Source organism: Emcibacter sp., from assembly GCF_963675455.1.
Classification (GTDB): domain Bacteria; phylum Pseudomonadota; class Alphaproteobacteria; order Sphingomonadales; family Emcibacteraceae; genus Emcibacter.
Genome location: NZ_OY776217.1, coordinates 2481868 through 2498812, shown reverse-complemented (window position 1 = coordinate 2498812; position 16945 = coordinate 2481868). Strand labels below are relative to the sequence as shown.

Below are 16945 nucleotides of genomic sequence, written 5' to 3'. Positions count from 1 at the left end.
TCCAGGGATATTCTGTTATTCCTTTTCCAGCGTACACTGCAGCGGATGCTGATGACGCCGTGCATAATCCACGACTTTGTTCACCTTCGTTTCCGCGACTTCGAAACTGTAGACACCACATATTCCCACCCCCTTCTGGTGGACCTGCAACATGATCTGCACCGCTTCGGTTTCATTCTTGCCAAAAATCGTCTCCAGAACATGAACGACAAAATCCATGGGGGTATAGTCATCATTCAGCATCAAGACCTTGTACAAAGAAGGTTTCTTGGTCTTCGGCTGGGTTCTGGTCAGAATACCTGTTTCGATATTCTCCTGTCCGTCCTTATCTTCGTCGCTCATGGGTCAATCGCATTTAATACTGAAGTTACCATATTCTAGTTAGAACGATGAAACGGGTTTTAAAGATACCGGAAGATAAAAATCTTACTTATGTACCTTGTAATATTACGATTTATAGCATTAACTTTTGGTAAATGAAAACATCTATTCGTTGCAGGATAAGGGCTCAACAAGGGCGAAATAAAGGCAGGACATAAAAAAAGGCCCGGAAAAACCGGGCCTTAATTCCTCGAAAAAAAACTTGATTATCCGGCCAGGGGCAGGTTCAGTTTTTCAGCAACGGCTTCATAACGTGCTTTCAGAGGTTCAATCACTTCACCTGTTGCTTTGGTTGCAACTTCATTCAGGCGTGTGCTCTCTGCAACCAGGTCGTCATAGCGGCTTTTCATCAGGCTGGCCTGGATTTCAAAGAAATCAGCCGGAGATTTTGCAGACATCAGAGACTTCATGGCTTCAACGTTTTCTTCAACAGCCTTTTTCGCAGCGGAGATTACTTCGCTGTTCACGGCTTCGGCAGCTTTTACAGCGGCGTTGCCTGAAGCCATCACGGCTTCAAAGTTGTCTTTGCTGAACGCCAGGGCATCGTCATAGGACTTTGTGGCGTCTTCCATCTGTTTTTTGGACAGCTCAACAGTTTTTTCAATGTTCTTCTGGACTGTCTCGGTGCTGGCTTTTACAGCCTTCTCGATATTTTCCTTGCTGGTTTCGACGGCTTTCTGAACAGTTTCCTGTGCAGCTTTAATGCCTTCGGCAGCGACGTCTTCAGGTTTTTTAGAAGATGTGGTTTTCTTTGCAGTGGTCATGTCAATCGTTCCTTAACCAATAAAATGTGTCTTACCCATATTTGTTCACGCATCACACCCGGAGACCGAACTTTGCCGGGATGTTACAACATATTACTGTTTTGTGCGCTGCAACATAAGTTACAATATATAATTTTTCGGGAATTTGTCAAGGTTAATTTGTGCGTTGCAATATTTTTTTCACGCAAACGCAATATTAGCAAAAATACCGCCCCATTTCAAGGACTCTACACCAGCAACAATAAGCTTGATTTACATAGCGGGTGGTTCGATACCGCTGGCCCGAAGCTGATCCGCCAACGCCCGTTTCAGACGCTCCAGAGCAGCTTCATCCCGGCCTTCGCAGCGGGCCACCAGAACATCCTGGGTATTGGAGGGACGCAAAAGCCACCAGCCGTCCGCCGTATTGACCCGAACACCGTCCGTATCATTGACGTCGGCGCCTGCCGTCTTCAATCGCTGATGCACCTCGGGCACGATCTGGAACTTGCGCTCCTCACTACAAGGAAAACGCAGCTCGGGCGTATTAATGACCTGGGGCAGGCTGTCCTTCAGGGCCTTCAGTCCGCCCTTGGTCCGGGCGACCTCGTTCAGCAGGCGCAAAGCTACGTAAATGGCGTCATCAAAACCGTAAAACTTGTGCTTGAAGAAGATATGGCCGCTCATTTCACCGGCCAGCGGCGCCCCGGTCTCATACATTTTGCTTTTGATCAGGCTGTGCCCGGTTTTCCACATCAGCGGCTTGCCACCACTGGCGGCGATATGGTCAAAAAGAACCTGGCTTGCCTTGACATCCGCAATAATCGTGGCACCTGGATGGTCCTGCAGAACCTCCCGCGACAGGATGGCCAGAAGCTGATCGCCCCAGACCACACGCCCGGCACTGTCCACGGCGCCGATCCGGTCGCCGTCACCGTCAAAGGCCAGCCCCAAATCGCATTGCTCTTCGGCAACGCAGTCCTGCAGCTGCACCAGGTTTTCCTCAACCGTCGGGTCCGGATGATGGGCCGGAAAGGTACCGTCAATATCGCCGTTGATCAGGATATGTTCGCCGGGCAGACGGTTGATCACCGCCTCCACCACTTCACCGGCCGCGCCGTTCCCGGTATCCCAAGCCACCGTCAGGTCGGCCCTGGCGAGGCTTTCCATATCCACATCTTTCAGAATACGCTCGACATAGCGGTCAAAAATATCCTCGTCCGAGGCGGCGCCCGCCCCTGTTTCGAGGTCACCGGTCGCACTCAGCCGTCCAATTTCCTGAATACGTTCACCAAAACAGGATTCTTTGCCGATCATCATCTTGAAACCGTTATAGTCGGGCGGATTATGGGATCCGGTAATCATTATACCGCCGTCCGTATCAAGTTCGAACACGGAATAATAAAGCATCGGTGTCGGCCCCCTGCCCACCCGTACAACATCCAGGCCGGTGGAGAGCAGTCCCTGGACCAGTGATTTTTCAAGGTCAGGTGAACTTAAGCGGCCATCATAACCGACACAGACCTTTTTTCCGCCGTTCCGGATCACCAGAGTGCCGAATGCACGGCCCAGCGCCGTCGCATCTGCTGCCGTCAAGGTATCCCCCACAATACCGCGGATATCATATTCCCGTAAAACCGTAGGATTGAATGAATGCGCCATCGGTTATCATTTCCCCGTTAATTAATATCGTTCAGAAGAACATCCCTGGCATCGTTGATTTTCATGGCCAGATAATCGGAACCACCCTGGTCAGGATGAATCTTCCGGATCAGTTTATGATGCGCTTCTTTAATTTCCGTTACAGTGGGATGGCCGCTGAGGCCGAGCACGTCAAGCGCCTCTTCCCGATCCATTGTCGGACGCCCGGCAGCACTGCGCCCTCCGGACGCGGTGTCCTGAGTATGTCCGGATTTTTTGCCGGCTCGACCGGCAAGATAGTTCCACAATGTCCCCTGCCAGGCCAGAACTGCACCGGTCGCAAGTACCAGGGCGATATAGATGTTTCCCCGCAGAAGAATAAAAAGCCCAAGTCCCGCCAGGACCGCAGCAACCAGATATCTGGAGAGATTTGCCAGCTTTCCGGGGTCAGCCCGCTTGAAATAATTTACGGCGACATAGACCAGGATGATCAGGCCAAGAATCAGAAGCAGTTGTGGCATTCGCCGTCCTATTCCGCTGCGGCAGCAGCACTTTCGCTCCAGCCGGGCAATTTCAGATCATCCATGAGACGCCGGATTTCCTGACGGGCCGCCACATGCGACATGGTCATCTTGTCACCGTCAGCATCCCGGAAATCCACAAGTGTGAGGCCCTTGGGGAACATTTCCCGGTATATCACACGTTCACCAAGACCAGCCACATAGCGGAAGTTCACACGTTTTTCCAGTTCCTTCAGGGCCTTGTGTACCCGGCGTTTGTTCTTGGCATCCAGGGCCGAGGTCCGGTTTCGCATAACAATCCAGTCAATATTTCCTCGGTCCGCAAGCGCCCGGCGTTTTTTGGAGTCCCAGACCATTTCACTGTAAAGGCTGAGTTTCTCAACTTTGAAATTGTCCGGATTGACCTGCGCCAGAAGATCAAGGTCAACAAAACTGTCGTTGATCGGTGTGATCAGGGTATCCGCCACGGCATGTGCAAGGCGGGAAAGATGAGAATCACTGCCGGGACAATCAATCAGGATAAAATCCGCCCTGCTCCTGATGTCCGCCAGTGTGGTTTCAAAGCGTTCTTTTTCATCCGCTTCCATTTCCTCAACGGAGCTCATGGTGGATTTCGCCAGCACCAAAACTTCCGGCATAGTCAGTTTCAGGTTATGCTGATCCGCATAGTTCTGCCGGTTTTCAAGATATCTGGCGAGGGATTTCTGGCGCGCATCAAGGTCAAGAACAGCCACGCTAAATCCTTTTTTCAACAAGCTGACAACCACATGCATTGCCGTCGTCGATTTTCCTGATCCGCCTTTTTCGTTGCCGACCACAATTACATGGGTGCCGGAGGACCTGCCCGCTGGATTATCCTGTGCCATATATTCCCCTTTTCAGGTTTTCGAAATTTTCAAGGGCCACGAAAACCTTTATCAAGTTACAAAATCCCGTCCCAAACCATATCTATTTCCGATATTTATATTCAAGGTCTGGCATTCACGATTAGTTAGAACTATATATTATATAAAAGCATATGGTTAGACCAATCGTGACGGGCCCCGACAAATGCCAGTGAGTTCTACGAAACGTTCCCGCAGCTTTATGAGAAACACTATTCTGACAGTCATTGCAATAGTGTTTTTTGTCATATTTCCCATGATGCTGGCGAGCCATCAGGTCAGCCAAAGCAGAAACCATTTGGCGCCAGTCACTTTAGTCAAAAATTTAAAGCTCCCCGAAAACACGAGCGCAATCAAATATTTTGCGGCCTACGGCTATGACCTCGGTTTGATACGGCGCGGTACCACCGATGTTCCCCGCCTTTATCTTTCCAGCCTGCCTGAAGAACTGGCTCTGATGTCCAATATCAGGGAACGTAAAAGGCTTTTTATTTCCACATTGTTACCCCTGATTCTCAAAGTGAATGAGGTGATTTTGCGTGACCGCCAGAGGTTGGAAAGAATCATCCGCAAAATTGAAGTGGGAACCGTACCAAGCGCCTCCGAACTGCACTGGACACAGCGCAAACAGCTTCAGTATAAAATGAAAACCGAGGACTTGTATGCCCTGAGGAAAAGAATCAATGTCGTGCCGCCATCCCTTGCCCTGACCCAGGCTGCCATTGAAAGCGGCTGGGGCACGTCGCGTTTCGCCCAGCAGGGCAACGCTCTCTATGGACAGTGGACCTGGGGCAAGAACGGACTTGTGCCCGAAGACAGGGATGATGGGAAAAAACACAAAATAAAAAGCTTTCCAAATACCATCGAGGCCGTTTTCGGATATGTTCACAATCTGAACACTCACAGAGCCTATCGAAGATTCCGGGAGGAACGTTCCCGACAGACCAGAAAAGGCCAGCTTGACATTCAGAATCTTCTGGAAACCCTTGATAAATATTCGGAACTTGGTATGGACTATGTACAAACCCTGAAAGATATTATACGTGTCAACCGGTTACGTGACTTTGACAGGGCCAGACTGCAGGCCCGCCAAAGCTGAAAAACGGTTTGACACATCAGAGTGGAATTGTGAGGGAACAATGTCATCTGCCCCCCTTAAAATTGTAAGAACGATCAATGATCTGCGCGAACAGGTCAGCAACTGGAAGAAGGAAGGCCTGGTCATCGGCCTGGTCCCGACCATGGGCGCCCTTCATCATGGCCATGTGTCGATTATCCGGCAGTTGCAACAGGAATGCGACCGGATCGTCGTCAGTATTTTCGTCAATCCCATGCAATTCGGCCCCAGCGAGGATCTGGACAAATATCCCCGGCAGGAAAAACAGGACGCTGAAAAACTTGAGGAAGCCGGCGTCGAACTGCTCTATGCCCCCAATATCGAGGAAATCTACCCTCCCGGATTTGTCACCACTGTGTCGGTTGCCAACCTGACTGAATATCTTTGCGGGGCCGATCGTCCGGGCCATTTTGACGGGGTTACAACTGTCGTCACCAAACTTTTGCTGCAATGCCTGCCTGATGTCGTCATCTTCGGCGAAAAGGATTTCCAGCAACTGACCGTTCTTGAGCGTCTGGTCACGGATCTGGATATACCGGTGAAAGTGGTCGCCGGAAAGCTGGTGCGGGATAATGACGGCCTGGCGACCTCGTCGCGGAATGTCTATCTTTCCCCGGAAGAGCGCACCATAGCCCTGCAACTGAATAAAACCCTGGCCAAGATTGCAGATGATCTGGAACATCGCCGCACGTCCATTGCCGCTGCGGTAAAACAGGGAACGAATCATCTTCTGGCCGCAGGTTTTGATGAAGTCCAGTATCTGGAAGTCCGGGACGTGGACAGCCTCGAACTGGTCCAGCATGTCGGCCGGCCGGCACGTGTTCTGGTGGCCGCCAAAATCGGAAAAACCCGGTTGATTGACAACATGCCCCTGAACCCGCCGAAAGTATAATGCGCTGAAGGAAAAACAAATGAGCAATCTCCCCCTCGCCACGGCCAACAAAATCCTTGAAGCTTCCCTGGCTAAAGCACAGAATATGGACCTGAACCCGCTGGCGATCTCGGTCGTTGATGCCGCCGGACAGATTATCTGCCTGCAGCGCCAGGACGGGGCCAGCGACCTGCTGGTCAAATTGTCACAAGCCAAAGCTCACGGCTGCACCCAGCTGGGCATTTCCTCCCGGCAGATCGGGGAGATAAAGACAAATATCCCCGAAATTATTAATTCGGCCATGACTCTGGCGAAGGGAAATCTGGTCGCGGCCCCAGGTGGCGTGGTTATCAGGGATGCAGAGGGTACCTTGCTCGGCGCCATTGGCATATCCGGTGATACCTCCGATAATGATGAAACCTGCGCCATCGCGGGTATCGAAGCCGCCGGACTGGTTGCCGGTTAGATCAATCCCAGCTCCTGCAGGTCCTGACGCAAATCCGTCGGCAGGTCTTCCACCTTCCCGCCGTCTGGAATATCCTTTGGCGCATCGGCCGGCTCCAGATATCGCCAGCCCTGATGCGGACGGCGCGGCTGGCTTTCGGTACGTATCAGTTCCGTATCCAGGATAATTTTGCATTTGGTGCCGTTATCGGTTTTGACCGGTTCGAAACCGATAATCCGTTGGCGCACCAGGATAAACCCCTTGATCACCCAGTAAAGCGATCCGCCGTCCAGCACATCCTCTGCCCGCTTCGGGGTAAAACGGGTGATATGGTAGTTATAGGGTGTCCCGTCAGGCAACGTCTGCTGCCGTCCCCGACGCACCTCAATGAGATGCTCCACCGAGTCAATGCCAACACATAATTTGAGCAGATGAACCGTCATAATATTCGTCAGACCAGAAACAGCGCGGCCAACCCGAGGAAAGCAAGGAAGCCGATCACATCGGTAATCGCCGTCACCAGCACCGTACTGGCCAGCGCCGGATCGATATTCATTTTCTCCAGTGTCAGCGGCACCATGATGCCGGCAAGTCCGGCGACAATCATGTTGACCACCATCGCCAGGGCAATAACCCCGCCCAAAGCCGGATTCTGGAACCACAATGCGGTCAGAACCCCGATGATGGTCGCCAGCGCACAGCCGTTCAGAAAACCGATAGACAACTCACGCGTGACCACCCTGAAGGCGTTCGAGGAGGTCAGCTCGCGGGTCGCAAGGGACCGCACCGCCACCGTCATGGCCTGATTTCCGGCGTTGCCGCCCAGCGAGGCGACAATGGGCATCAGAATGGCCAGCGCCACCATCTGCTGAATGGTCGCGTCAAACTGGGAAATAACCAGGGATGCCAGAATGGCTGTGCCCAGGTTGACCACAAGCCAGGTGATGCGGTTGCGGGACGCTTCCAGAACACCTTCCAGAATGTCTGTGTCCTGCACCCCGGCCATACGCAGGATATCCTCCTGCACCTCTTCGTCCATCACATCGACCACGTCATCAACGGTGATCATACCGATCAGTCGGCCACTCTGGTCCACAACCCCCATAGAGGTCAGGTCATATTGCCGGAACAGGAAGGCCACTTCTTCCTGGTCCATGTCCACCGGCACAACCTTGGGATCCGCATCCATGATTTCACTGACCAGAACGTCGCGGCTCGCCCGTAAAAGATGACTGAGCCGCAAGGTTCCGATGGGATGATGCAGCGGATCGACCACAAAAATCTCGTAAAAATCCTCCGGCAGACCGTCTTCTTCCCGCAGGAAATCAATCACCTTGCCGACCGGCCACAGGCTCGGCACGGCAATAAGCTTCTTCTGCAGCAGTCGCCCGGCGCTTTCCTCGGGGTACGACAGGCCTTCCTCGACGGCGATCCGGTCGTCCTCCGGCAGGGCATCAAGAATCCGTCGCTGATCCACTTCATCAAGGTCTTCGATCAGATGAATAGCGTCGTCGGTTTCCATCTCCGTAATGGCCTTGACCACATGCCGGTCATCCATCTCTGTAATCACATGATCACGGGCGACTTCATCCAGTTCGGTCAGCACATCCGGATCAAGGTCACCACCGATGTGGGTCACCAGGGCAGCACGATCTTCCGTCGTCAGCTGTTCGAAAAGGTCGGCAAGGTCAGCGGAATGAAGGGCATCGACCACATCGTCGATACGCTCGTGATCATCTTCTTCAAGGGCGCGGACAACTTCCTGGACAAGCTCGGGGCTGTTCTGAAGCACTTCCTGCTTCAGTTTCTTCTTTTTTCTCTTTTTCTTTTTTTTCTTCTTTTTCTTGAGCTCGTCCTCAAGGAAATCAGGTTCTGTCATCTGCTTCACCCTTTGCTGTTCGACAGGTATCCGATGATTCACGCCCGAGGTCAAGACGTAAGAAACGGCCGGTAAAAAAAGACCTTGAAGCTTTTATTTTAACGCCCCTCTTTTGTTTTTGAAAGACGGAAGGCATAATCTCTTCAAATATCAAAGCCACGAGATTTTTCTATGACAAAATTTACGCCGCCTAAACGAACCCTGATGGGACCCGGGCCTTCAGATGTGCCGCAACGTATTCTGGATGCCATGGCCCAGCCGACCATTGGCCACCTTGATCCCGCTTTCCAGACCCTGATGGAAGATATCAAGGGCCTGTTGAAATATGCCTTTCAGACCGAAAACGCCCTGACCTTTCCCCTGTCCGCCCCCGGTTCGGCCGGCATGGAATGCGCCTTCGTCAATCTGCTGGAGCCCGGCGACAAGGCCATCATCTGCCGCAACGGCGTGTTTGGCGGCCGCATGATCGAGAATGTGGAACGCTGCGGCGCCATTGCCGTAGTGGTGGAAAACGACTGGGGCGAGCCGGTCGATCCGGAAATGGTGGAAGACGCCCTGAAGGACCATCCGGACGCCAAGATTCTGGCCTTCGTCCATGCGGAAACCTCGACCGGGGTGCTGTCCGATGCAGAAACCTTATGTCGCCTCGCCCGGGAACACGACTGCCTGACCATCGTTGACGCCGTGACGTCGCTGGGCGGCAATCCGCTCTGTGTGGACGACTGGGGCATTGATGCCATCTATAGCGGCAGCCAGAAATGTCTCAGCTGCCCGCCGGGCCTCAGCCCGGTCAGCTTTTCCGAACACGCCCTCGAGGCCATCCGCAACCGCAGCCACAAAGTACAGAGCTGGTTCCTCGACCTGAGCCTGGTGATGGACTACTGGGACGGCGAAGGCGGCCGCACCTATCACCATACGGCCCCGGTCAACGCCATGTACGGTCTGCATGAAAGCCTGTGTATCCTGAAGGAGGAAGGGCTGGAGAACGCCTGGGCCCGCCATACGGCCATGCATGAGAAACTGCGCGACGGGCTTGAGGATATGGGTCTTGAATATCTGGTTGCGCCGGAATACCGCCTGCCCCAGCTCAACACGGTGAAAATCCCCGTCCATGTGACCGACGAGGCGGCGCTGCGCAAGCGCCTTCTGGAGGAATTCAACCTGGAAATCGGCGCGGGCCTCGGCGCCCTCGCCGGCAAGGTCTGGCGCATCGGCCTGATGGGCTACAGCGCCAAACAGGAAAATGTTGATCTGTGCCTGAACGCACTGAGACGAATTTTAAATTAGGGGAAATCACATGAGCAGACTAAACGGAAAAATCGCCCTGGTCACCGGCGGCAGCCGCAGCCTCGGCCGGGAGGTCGTCGAACGACTGGCCCAGGACGGCGCCGATATCATCCTGACCTACCGCAAGGAAAAGGAACAGGCGGAAGAGGTCAAAAAACTCGTCGAAGGCCTTGGCCGCAAGGCGGAAATTCTTCAGGTGGATCTGAACGGCACCGCCGAACTCGACCGGCTGGTGGGCGACGTGGACGGCCTTTTGAAAAAGGTCTGGGGACGCGACAAGCTGGATTTCCTGATCAACAACGCGGGCATGATCGAGCCGCAAATGATCGAGGACATTAGCGAGGAAGCCTATGACCGTCAGATGAACACCAACCTGAAAAGCGTGCTGTTCCTGACCCAGAAAATGCTGCCCCGGCTTAATGACGGCGGACGCATCCTGGTGGTCGGCTCCGGCCTGACCCGCTTTACCTTCCCGGTCATGATGGCCTATTCCATGGGCAAGGCGGCGCTGGAAACCTTTGCCCGATATCTCGCCAAACATGTGGGGGAAAGAAAAATCACCGTCAATGCAGTCGCCCCCGGCGCCCTTTATACGGATTTTAACCGGGCTGGCTTTGATGCGGCCCCGGACCATGTGGCCGGCATTGCCGCCGGAACGGCTCTGGGCCGGGTCGGTGAAGCGGAGGATGTGGGCGGTGTGGTTGCCTTCCTCTGTTCCGAGGACGGCCGCTGGATCACCGGCCAGCGCCTTGAAGTGTCCGGAGGGATGCTGATTTAGCGATTGCCCTCCCCGCTTTACCGATTCTTCAGCAAATCAGGTTAAAACGATTGAAAGTTAATCGTGGAGGAAGTTTTTTGAGTAACATCACCTGTGACGTGGCCATTATCGGTGGCGGGCCGGCCGGCAGCACCGCCGCCAGCCTGTTGAAGAAATATAATCCCGGCCTCAATGTCCTGGTGCTGGAGCGCGAAACCTTCCCCCGGGAACATGTGGGCGAAAGCCAGTTGCCGCCGATCAGTAGAATCCTCGATGAAATGGGCTGCTGGGACAAGGTCGAAGCCGCCGATTTCCCGATCAAGATCGGCGCCACCTATCGCTGGGGCAACAGCCCGGACCTGTGGGACTTTGAATTCCTGCCCATCGACCAGTTCACCGATGAAGCCCGCCCCGCAAAATATCAGGGCCAGCGCCTGCAGACCGCCTTTCAGGTGGACCGCGCCGTCTATGACAAGATCCTGCTCGACCATGCCGCCGAACTGGGCGCCGAAGTGCGCCAGAATACAAAGGTCTCGAAAATTTTGTACGAGGGCGACCGTGTCACCGGCCTCGAACTGGGCAACGGGGATATTGTCGAGGCGAAATATTATCTGGACGGCTCCGGCAACAGCGGCATCCTGCGCCGGGCGCTCGGCGTCACCACCCATGCCCCGACCAAACTGCGCAATGTGGCCTTCTGGGACTACTGGGACAATGCGGACTGGGCGGTGTCCATCGGCGTCGGCGGCACCCGGGTGCAGGTCTTAAGCATCGATGTGGGCTGGATCTGGTTTATTCCGCTTGGCCCCACCCGCACCAGCATCGGCTTTATTTGTCCGGCAGACTATGTCAAAACATCAAGCAAGAACACCGAGGCGCTTTATCTGGAAGCGCTGGCCAAGGAACCGCTGATTGCCGAACTGACCAAAAATGCCAAACGGGACGGCGATGTGAAGGCGACCAAAGACTGGTCCTTCCTGTCTGACCGCATGGCCGGGGAAAACTGGTTCCTGATCGGCGAATGCTGCGGATTTGCCGACCCGATCCTGGCGGCCGGTCTGACCCTCGCCCATTCAGGCGCCCGGGAAGCGGCCTACAGCATCCTTGCCACGGAAGCGGGCTATGACGATCCGGACTTCCTGAAGGAATTTTACGAGGACACCCAGAAAACCCGCATCAACCAGCATATCCGCTTTGCCGATTTCTGGTACAGCGCCAACGGCCAGTTCACCGACCTGCAGGACTATACCAGCGAAATCGCCAAAGACGCCGGTCTGAAGCTGGATGCCCGGCAGGCCTTCCAGTGGCTCGGCACCGGCGGCTTTACCGGCGATGTGCAGGGCCAGGCCGGTCTCGGCGGGCTGGATCTGGCGGGTGTAAAACAGATTACCGGCATGTTTACGGGCCAGGAACTGGACTGGCAGGTCTCGAAATTCAACAAGTTCAAGCTTAACCTGACCCGGGCGAAGGAAGGCCGCAGCCTGGAGTATAAGGACGGCAGGGTGGAAACCCTCACCTGCTATCATCGCGGCAACAAGAAACTGGTGGTCACGGGACTGTACGCCCTGATGATCGAGGTTCTCAGACAGCACAGTGATATTGCCACCATCGCACAGGCGTTATTGCAGCATTATGCCAAGACCGGCACAGCGGCCACGCCGCAGTTGGGACTTCAACATGCCCTTCAGGCGCTGGAGGTGATGCTCAATGACGGCTGGGTAACCGCCAAGCTGGACAAAAAGAAACCGAAACTGAACCTCAGCTCGCCCACAGAGGGCCAGATCATCCACAAAAACCGGGATGAAGGCCGAAAATAAAAAGCCAACAGGCAAAAGAAAAACGGCCCCGGAAATTCCGGAGCCGTTTTTTTATCTGTGTGGTAAAATTCAGACTTTCCGGCGACGGGCCAGACCGACACCGGCCAGGCCAAAGCCCAGCAGAGCCAGACTGGCAGGCTCGGATACCTGAACCTGTTCCCAGTTGATGTTCAGGCTCCAGTAATCCAGACGTCCCTGGTCACCGCCCTGGCGGTCATTGACAAGCAGGGACCAGGTTCCGGTGATGGAACTGCCCAGCAGTGTTGCCAAGGCCTCATCAGGTGCAAAAGTGCCGCCACCGGCTGCATCTTCTGCTGCAACAACAGATGCATCATCAAAAATCAGCGGGTTTCCAGAAGCCAGATCAGCACTTGTACCACAGCAGGTATCATCAGCCAGACCTGGACGATCCATCAGGGTAATTTCAGTGCCGTCGGCAGCGACAAGCGTGATACGCAGGTCGCCGATCCAGGTGTGGTCGATTCCCGCTTCCACAGTAATGGAGCTCAACGTACCGGTCTCGGCCACGTTGATGTCGCTCTGAATGACTGAATTATCCGCAATGGAGAAATCTGTGTCGTTTGTATAAATCGTCGCCATGGCTGCAGACGGCAGGGCAAAACCGGCCATCAATGCCACAACTGCGGCAGTATTCTTAATAGACTTTTTCATTACTCTAACCCCTTACTGGTTCCGTAGACTAGTTTACAAAAATTTATTGTCGTTTGTTATTCCCGAACCAAATAAGCAATAATCGTGCCAACATTTTTTATGACAAAGAATCAATGAGTTACGAGCCACACCACCTATTGGTGTGGAGAAACTGTAAAAAATTCAGACACTTACAGGCAGGGCGTCCCATTATGGGACAGGCTTTTTGAACATATCCCGGAAGAAACTGAAGTTTAACCGATATTTCTCACTAAATTGTGAAAAATGCTCAAAAACCTATAGCCTCCTCAGGCAGCGGGATCCGGGGGCGTCGCCGCCATGAGCTGTTCATAGCGGTCCTTCATCTGAGGACGGAAATTGCCGTGGGTCACCACATAAAGCTGATCCTTCAATATCGCCTTCAGCACCATGTCCCCAACCTCGTTGGGGTCCATCCAGTCCTCCCCGGCCTGACGCTGGGACAGTTCCACCTCGGCTTCCGCAAAACCACTTTCCTTGCGGTATTTTTCGGGCCGGTTCTGGCCAGCCTGATGGATGTTGGAGCGAACAAAACCGGGACAGAGAACTGACACGCCGATATTGTCTTCGGCAAGATCCCCGCGAATGGCTTCTGAAAAGGCAATCACCGCCGCCTTGGTGGTGGCATAGATGGCGAAGCGGCCCGGCATCACAAGGGTGCCGGCCAGGGAAGCCGTATTGACGATATGTCCGCCCCGGCCCCGTTCAATCATACCAGGCAGGAAAAGCTGCACCCCGTTCACCGGTCCCCTGAGATTCACATCTATGCCGAAGTCCCAGTCGGCAAAGGTCGCCTGTTTGAACGGTCCCTCGACCCCGACACCAGCGTTGTTGACCAGAATATCGACACCGCCGAGACGCTCCGTCTCCGCCACTGCTGCGGCCATGGCTTCCCGATCTGTCACATCAAGATTAATCGAATGCACCCGGTCGCCATATCCTTCCTCCGACAAAGCATTGAGGGCATTTTCGATATGATCTGCGCGCAAGTCCGCAATCATAACCTTTGCACCGGCGCCCAGCAGGGCCCGGGCAATACCAAGGCCGATGCCGCTGGCGCCGCCGGTGATGAAGGCCAGTTTATCCTTTACCGAGTTCATTGCTTTTTCTCCAAATAACTACACAAGCGCGTAATAGCGAACCAGATTTCCGTCAGGTTTCCGTTCACCGATGCCGACAAAGACATGCTTGGTCAGCCAGTCGTGTTTGCCTATGCTTGTCTCGAATGTGGGCGTACATCGCAGGTAATAATCTTCATGCGGGACAGGCGGACCGTCATTAAACGCCCAGTCGCGCAGGCGTGTCATGGTGTCCGGCTGGCGTCCCCACAGGAATCCCTTGTTATTGATGAGGATGAGCGTGCCATCGTCTTCCTCCAGCATGTAGCGGGCATCAAACACCGCCACATCATCGGGCCGGAAATAGGCATAATCGCCGCCGGACCCGGGCACCGCCCTGCCTCTGAGGCGCGGCCCTTCAAAGGTGCCCTCATTGACATAAACCGCGGAACGGTTGCCGCCGTTCGGGGTATTGGCAATCATCTGCACCGTGGGAAATTTCAGTCGGACTTCCATCACGAACTCCAGGCGGGGGTTTTCCATCGTTGAATAAAGATCAGTCATTTTAAAGCTCCAGAGTTCCGCCATCTACATAAAGGTCCACACCGGTGATAAAGCTGGCGTCATCCGATCCGAGGAACAGGGCCGCCCGGGCAACTTCTTCCGGTTCCCCCATACGTTTCATCGGCACACCGGAAATCATCTGCTGCCTCAGACCATCGACCTCGGCCGGGTCCATGCCAACATTGCGGTTGATCAGGGGTGTCTCAATCGGGCCCGGGCTTACCACATTGACGCGGATTCCTTCCTGCACAAGCTCGACCGCCAGGATCCGTGCCATTGCCCGAAGACCTGCCTTGGCCGAGGAATAAATAACATTACCCGGCATGCCCAGCTTGCTGCCGATGGAGCCGGTAATGACAATCGACCCGCCCTTGCCCATCAATTGCAGGGCAGACTGGGTGGTAAAGAATGCGCCCCTGAGATTAACGTTATGAACCTGGTCCCATATTTCAGGCGTGACGTCCCGCACACCGATAAAAGTTCCAATGCCGGCATTGACAAACAGGCTATCAATGCGTCCCGTTTCTTCACGGATAACATCCAGTACCGGCTGCAGGCTCTTGATGTCCGCCATATCGGCCTGAAACGCGCGAAGGCCGGGGACTTCCTGTTCTGCTGCCGCCAGTGTTTCCGGGTTCCGGCCAGTGATATAGACTTTAGCGCCTTCCTCTGACAGCCCTCTTGCTGTAGAGAGGCCAATTCCACTGTTACCGCCGATAACCAGCGCCGTCTTGTCCTTAAATCGCATTTTCGCCTCCTTCAGCATACCGGATTGGGGTTTGGGCCGTCCGTTACAATATCCTGCAGCACGTCCCAATGTTCGACAATCATACCGTCCTCAACCCGGAAAATATCCACGACAACAAAGCCCACGTCCCCGGGGTCCGGCCGCACATGATAATGAAGGATCACATGATCCCCATCCACAAAGCAGCGCTTCATATCCTGTGTCGCATCGGGATGTTGCTTGCTGATCACCCTGAGATAGGATTTCAGGCTTTCCCGCCCCGGTTCGGCCAGGGCGCTGTGCTGGATATAATCGGGTGAAATATACTTATCGACGGCATCCGCATTTAACGGCCGCAGAACCGCTTCAAACATCTCCAGAACCAGGTCAAGATTCTGTTGCTCTTCCCTTGTTCGCATGTCCCGTCCCCTGTAGGTCTGTACCTCAATTTTTATTATAACATTTGTTATAAAAAAATAACTCGTGTGACGTTACACTGTCAAGCAACTATTGTTTGCCTTGCCAACAATATCACTGATTAATGAACTTTTAGAGGCGGGTATATTCCAGGAACCGGGACTGACCGTTTTCGTCTGTTGCTTCCAACGCGTCTATCAGGGTTTCCACATAGCGGTCAAAGGCCATAACCTCGTCCGGTTTTAGAGCCGCAAACAGATATTTCATCACCTTCTCGGTGGACGGCAGAAGCGCCTCATAGAGCTTCTGACCTTCTTCCGTCAGCGCCAGGGTTTTGCGCCGCCTGTTACTGGGGTCACTGTCTACAGTGATGCGACCCTGCTTTTTCAGCTCCGAAATGGCCCGGCTCACACTCATGGAGTTGACGCCGGTCATTTCCGCGAGTTCATGGCTCGCAGTTGTCCCAAGCCGCCCGATCAGCATCAGGAGCCTGAACTGGTTAATAGTGATGGAAAACTGCCGTTCCACATGAACCGAAAACGGGACAATCAGGCGATTGTGCAGCTTCAGAAGCCGGTGCAGCGTATGCTCGGGCCCTTGTTCGATGTCTTCTTTTTTCTTTTTTTGAATTTTGGACACTTTGCTAATATTTTCCATAATCACCACTTTTAGAAGTTTTACTCGGCCTGCCAATTCCAGTCAAGCATACCCAGCATCTCACATTAAGCCATATCTGGCGGAATATATTCCGCACAGCGTAACAGCCTGAGCCTTCCTTCCGGATCAAGCTCGTAATGAATGAACATCTCATTTTCATAAACCGTCCCTTTTGGGATGGCCGGCATACGTATAATGCCGATCTTTTCCAGTCCCTCGGCAGTCAGGTCCTCGAAAGCTTCAAGGCGCATGGCCACATGAACCCACGCCCCGCCTTCTGTAGGATAGAATTTGATAAGATCAATATGTTCCCGTACGCAACTGTGGAAATAGGCATAAAAATCCCGGATTCCCTGCTGGCCCTTCAGCACATTGCCAAGGGTGACCAGTTCCACATCAGGCGCAAAAAACTCCCGGTGCAGGGTTTCATGGTCGGGCATGTTGAAATATTTCAGATACTCCCGGTAATGGGCTTCATCAAACATGTCC

At 53.9% G+C, this 16945-nt stretch carries 20 protein-coding genes; 6 read left to right on the top strand and 14 right to left on the bottom strand.

The window, feature by feature from the left end; all coding sequences use genetic code 11:
* Positions 1 to 15: 15 nt before the first annotated feature.
* From clpS to ACORNT_RS11570, 5 genes are all read right to left on the bottom strand, one after another.
* On the bottom strand, positions 16 to 342 hold the full coding sequence (gene clpS / locus ACORNT_RS11590; protein WP_321390804.1) for an ATP-dependent Clp protease adapter ClpS: 327 nt from the start codon (positions 340 to 342) through the stop codon (positions 16 to 18).
* A gap of 245 nt (positions 343 to 587) precedes the next feature.
* Positions 588 to 1145 carry a phasin family protein gene (locus tag ACORNT_RS11585; protein WP_321390800.1) on the bottom strand — a complete coding sequence of 186 codons (558 nt, stop codon included), beginning with the start codon at positions 1143 to 1145 and terminating at the stop codon, positions 588 to 590.
* A 252-nt stretch (positions 1146 to 1397) separates the two neighbouring features.
* Positions 1398 to 2786, bottom strand: a complete 1389-nt coding sequence (gene pgmG / locus ACORNT_RS11580; protein WP_321390798.1) for a phosphoglucomutase/phosphomannomutase PgmG — start codon at positions 2784 to 2786, stop codon at positions 1398 to 1400.
* A 17-nt stretch (positions 2787 to 2803) separates the two neighbouring features.
* Positions 2804 to 3286: a hypothetical protein gene (locus ACORNT_RS11575; protein WP_321390796.1), complete on the bottom strand. Its 483-nt coding sequence runs from the start codon at positions 3284 to 3286 to the stop codon at positions 2804 to 2806.
* 8 nt (positions 3287 to 3294) lie between these two features.
* On the bottom strand, positions 3295 to 4152 hold the full coding sequence (locus ACORNT_RS11570; protein WP_321390792.1) for a division plane positioning ATPase MipZ: 858 nt from the start codon (positions 4150 to 4152) through the stop codon (positions 3295 to 3297).
* A 220-nt stretch (positions 4153 to 4372) separates the two neighbouring features.
* On the opposite strand from ACORNT_RS11570, the gene ACORNT_RS11565 reads away from it, so the two are divergent.
* Genes ACORNT_RS11565 through ACORNT_RS11555 form a run of 3 tightly spaced genes read left to right on the top strand, consistent with a single transcriptional unit; the run spans position 4373 to position 6624 of the window.
* On the top strand, positions 4373 to 5269 hold the full coding sequence (locus ACORNT_RS11565; protein WP_321390790.1) for a glucosaminidase domain-containing protein: 897 nt from the start codon (positions 4373 to 4375) through the stop codon (positions 5267 to 5269).
* 40 nt (positions 5270 to 5309) lie between these two features.
* The gene (gene panC, locus ACORNT_RS11560) at positions 5310 to 6179 is read left to right on the top strand and encodes a pantoate--beta-alanine ligase (protein ID WP_321390787.1); all 870 of its coding nucleotides are present in this window, start codon (positions 5310 to 5312) and stop codon (positions 6177 to 6179) included.
* Between the two features lie 19 nt (positions 6180 to 6198).
* On the top strand, positions 6199 to 6624 hold the full coding sequence (locus tag ACORNT_RS11555; protein WP_321390785.1) for a GlcG/HbpS family heme-binding protein: 426 nt from the start codon (positions 6199 to 6201) through the stop codon (positions 6622 to 6624).
* Here the strand turns inward: ACORNT_RS11555 and ACORNT_RS11550 are convergent.
* Together ACORNT_RS11550 and mgtE are read right to left on the bottom strand one after the other, a co-directional pair.
* Positions 6621 to 7046 carry a DUF1489 domain-containing protein gene (locus ACORNT_RS11550; RefSeq protein ID WP_321390783.1) on the bottom strand — a complete coding sequence of 142 codons (426 nt, stop codon included), beginning with the start codon at positions 7044 to 7046 and terminating at the stop codon, positions 6621 to 6623. The two genes, ACORNT_RS11555 and ACORNT_RS11550, sit on opposite strands and share 4 nt — an antisense overlap.
* 8 nt (positions 7047 to 7054) lie before the next feature.
* Positions 7055 to 8482: a magnesium transporter gene (mgtE, locus tag ACORNT_RS11545; RefSeq protein WP_321390779.1), complete on the bottom strand. Its 1428-nt coding sequence runs from the start codon at positions 8480 to 8482 to the stop codon at positions 7055 to 7057.
* Positions 8483 to 8653: 171 nt separating this feature from the next.
* Between mgtE and ACORNT_RS11540 the strand changes: the two genes are divergently transcribed.
* The 3 genes from ACORNT_RS11540 to ACORNT_RS11530 all read left to right on the top strand — a co-directional run bounded on the left by ACORNT_RS11540 (position 8654) and on the right by ACORNT_RS11530 (position 12343).
* A complete protein-coding gene (locus tag ACORNT_RS11540; RefSeq protein ID WP_321390776.1) occupies positions 8654 to 9769 on the top strand; it encodes an alanine--glyoxylate aminotransferase family protein in 1116 nt (371 codons plus the stop codon).
* A gap of 10 nt (positions 9770 to 9779) precedes the next feature.
* Positions 9780 to 10547: an SDR family NAD(P)-dependent oxidoreductase gene (locus ACORNT_RS11535; RefSeq protein ID WP_321390774.1), complete on the top strand. Its 768-nt coding sequence runs from the start codon at positions 9780 to 9782 to the stop codon at positions 10545 to 10547.
* A gap of 77 nt (positions 10548 to 10624) precedes the next feature.
* The gene (locus tag ACORNT_RS11530) at positions 10625 to 12343 is read left to right on the top strand and encodes an NAD(P)/FAD-dependent oxidoreductase (RefSeq protein ID WP_321390771.1); all 1719 of its coding nucleotides are present in this window, start codon (positions 10625 to 10627) and stop codon (positions 12341 to 12343) included.
* Between the two features lie 69 nt (positions 12344 to 12412).
* Here the strand turns inward: ACORNT_RS11530 and ACORNT_RS11525 are convergent, their stop codons facing one another.
* The 7 genes from ACORNT_RS11525 to ACORNT_RS11495 form a co-directional block, all read right to left on the bottom strand.
* Entirely contained in the window at positions 12413 to 13015 is a 603-nt protein-coding gene (locus ACORNT_RS11525) for a proprotein convertase P-domain-containing protein (RefSeq protein WP_321390769.1), read from the bottom strand.
* A 287-nt stretch (positions 13016 to 13302) separates the two neighbouring features.
* On the bottom strand, positions 13303 to 14133 hold the full coding sequence (locus ACORNT_RS11520) for an SDR family oxidoreductase (RefSeq protein ID WP_321390767.1): 831 nt from the start codon (positions 14131 to 14133) through the stop codon (positions 13303 to 13305).
* Positions 14134 to 14151: 18 nt separating this feature from the next.
* Positions 14152 to 14655, bottom strand: coding sequence for a DUF3237 domain-containing protein (locus ACORNT_RS11515; protein WP_321390764.1), 504 nt, complete (start codon positions 14653 to 14655; stop codon positions 14152 to 14154).
* 1 nt (position 14656) lies between these two features.
* Entirely contained in the window at positions 14657 to 15403 is a 747-nt protein-coding gene (locus ACORNT_RS11510; protein WP_321390761.1) for an SDR family oxidoreductase, read from the bottom strand.
* 11 nt (positions 15404 to 15414) lie between these two features.
* Positions 15415 to 15801, bottom strand: a complete 387-nt coding sequence (locus tag ACORNT_RS11505) for a nuclear transport factor 2 family protein (RefSeq protein ID WP_321390758.1) — start codon at positions 15799 to 15801, stop codon at positions 15415 to 15417.
* 130 nt (positions 15802 to 15931) lie between these two features.
* A complete protein-coding gene (locus ACORNT_RS11500) occupies positions 15932 to 16438 on the bottom strand; it encodes a MarR family winged helix-turn-helix transcriptional regulator (protein WP_321390754.1) in 507 nt (168 codons plus the stop codon).
* Positions 16439 to 16521: 83 nt separating this feature from the next.
* Entirely contained in the window at positions 16522 to 16941 is a 420-nt protein-coding gene (locus tag ACORNT_RS11495) for a hypothetical protein (protein ID WP_321390751.1), read from the bottom strand.
* Positions 16942 to 16945: the final 4 nt, after the last annotated feature.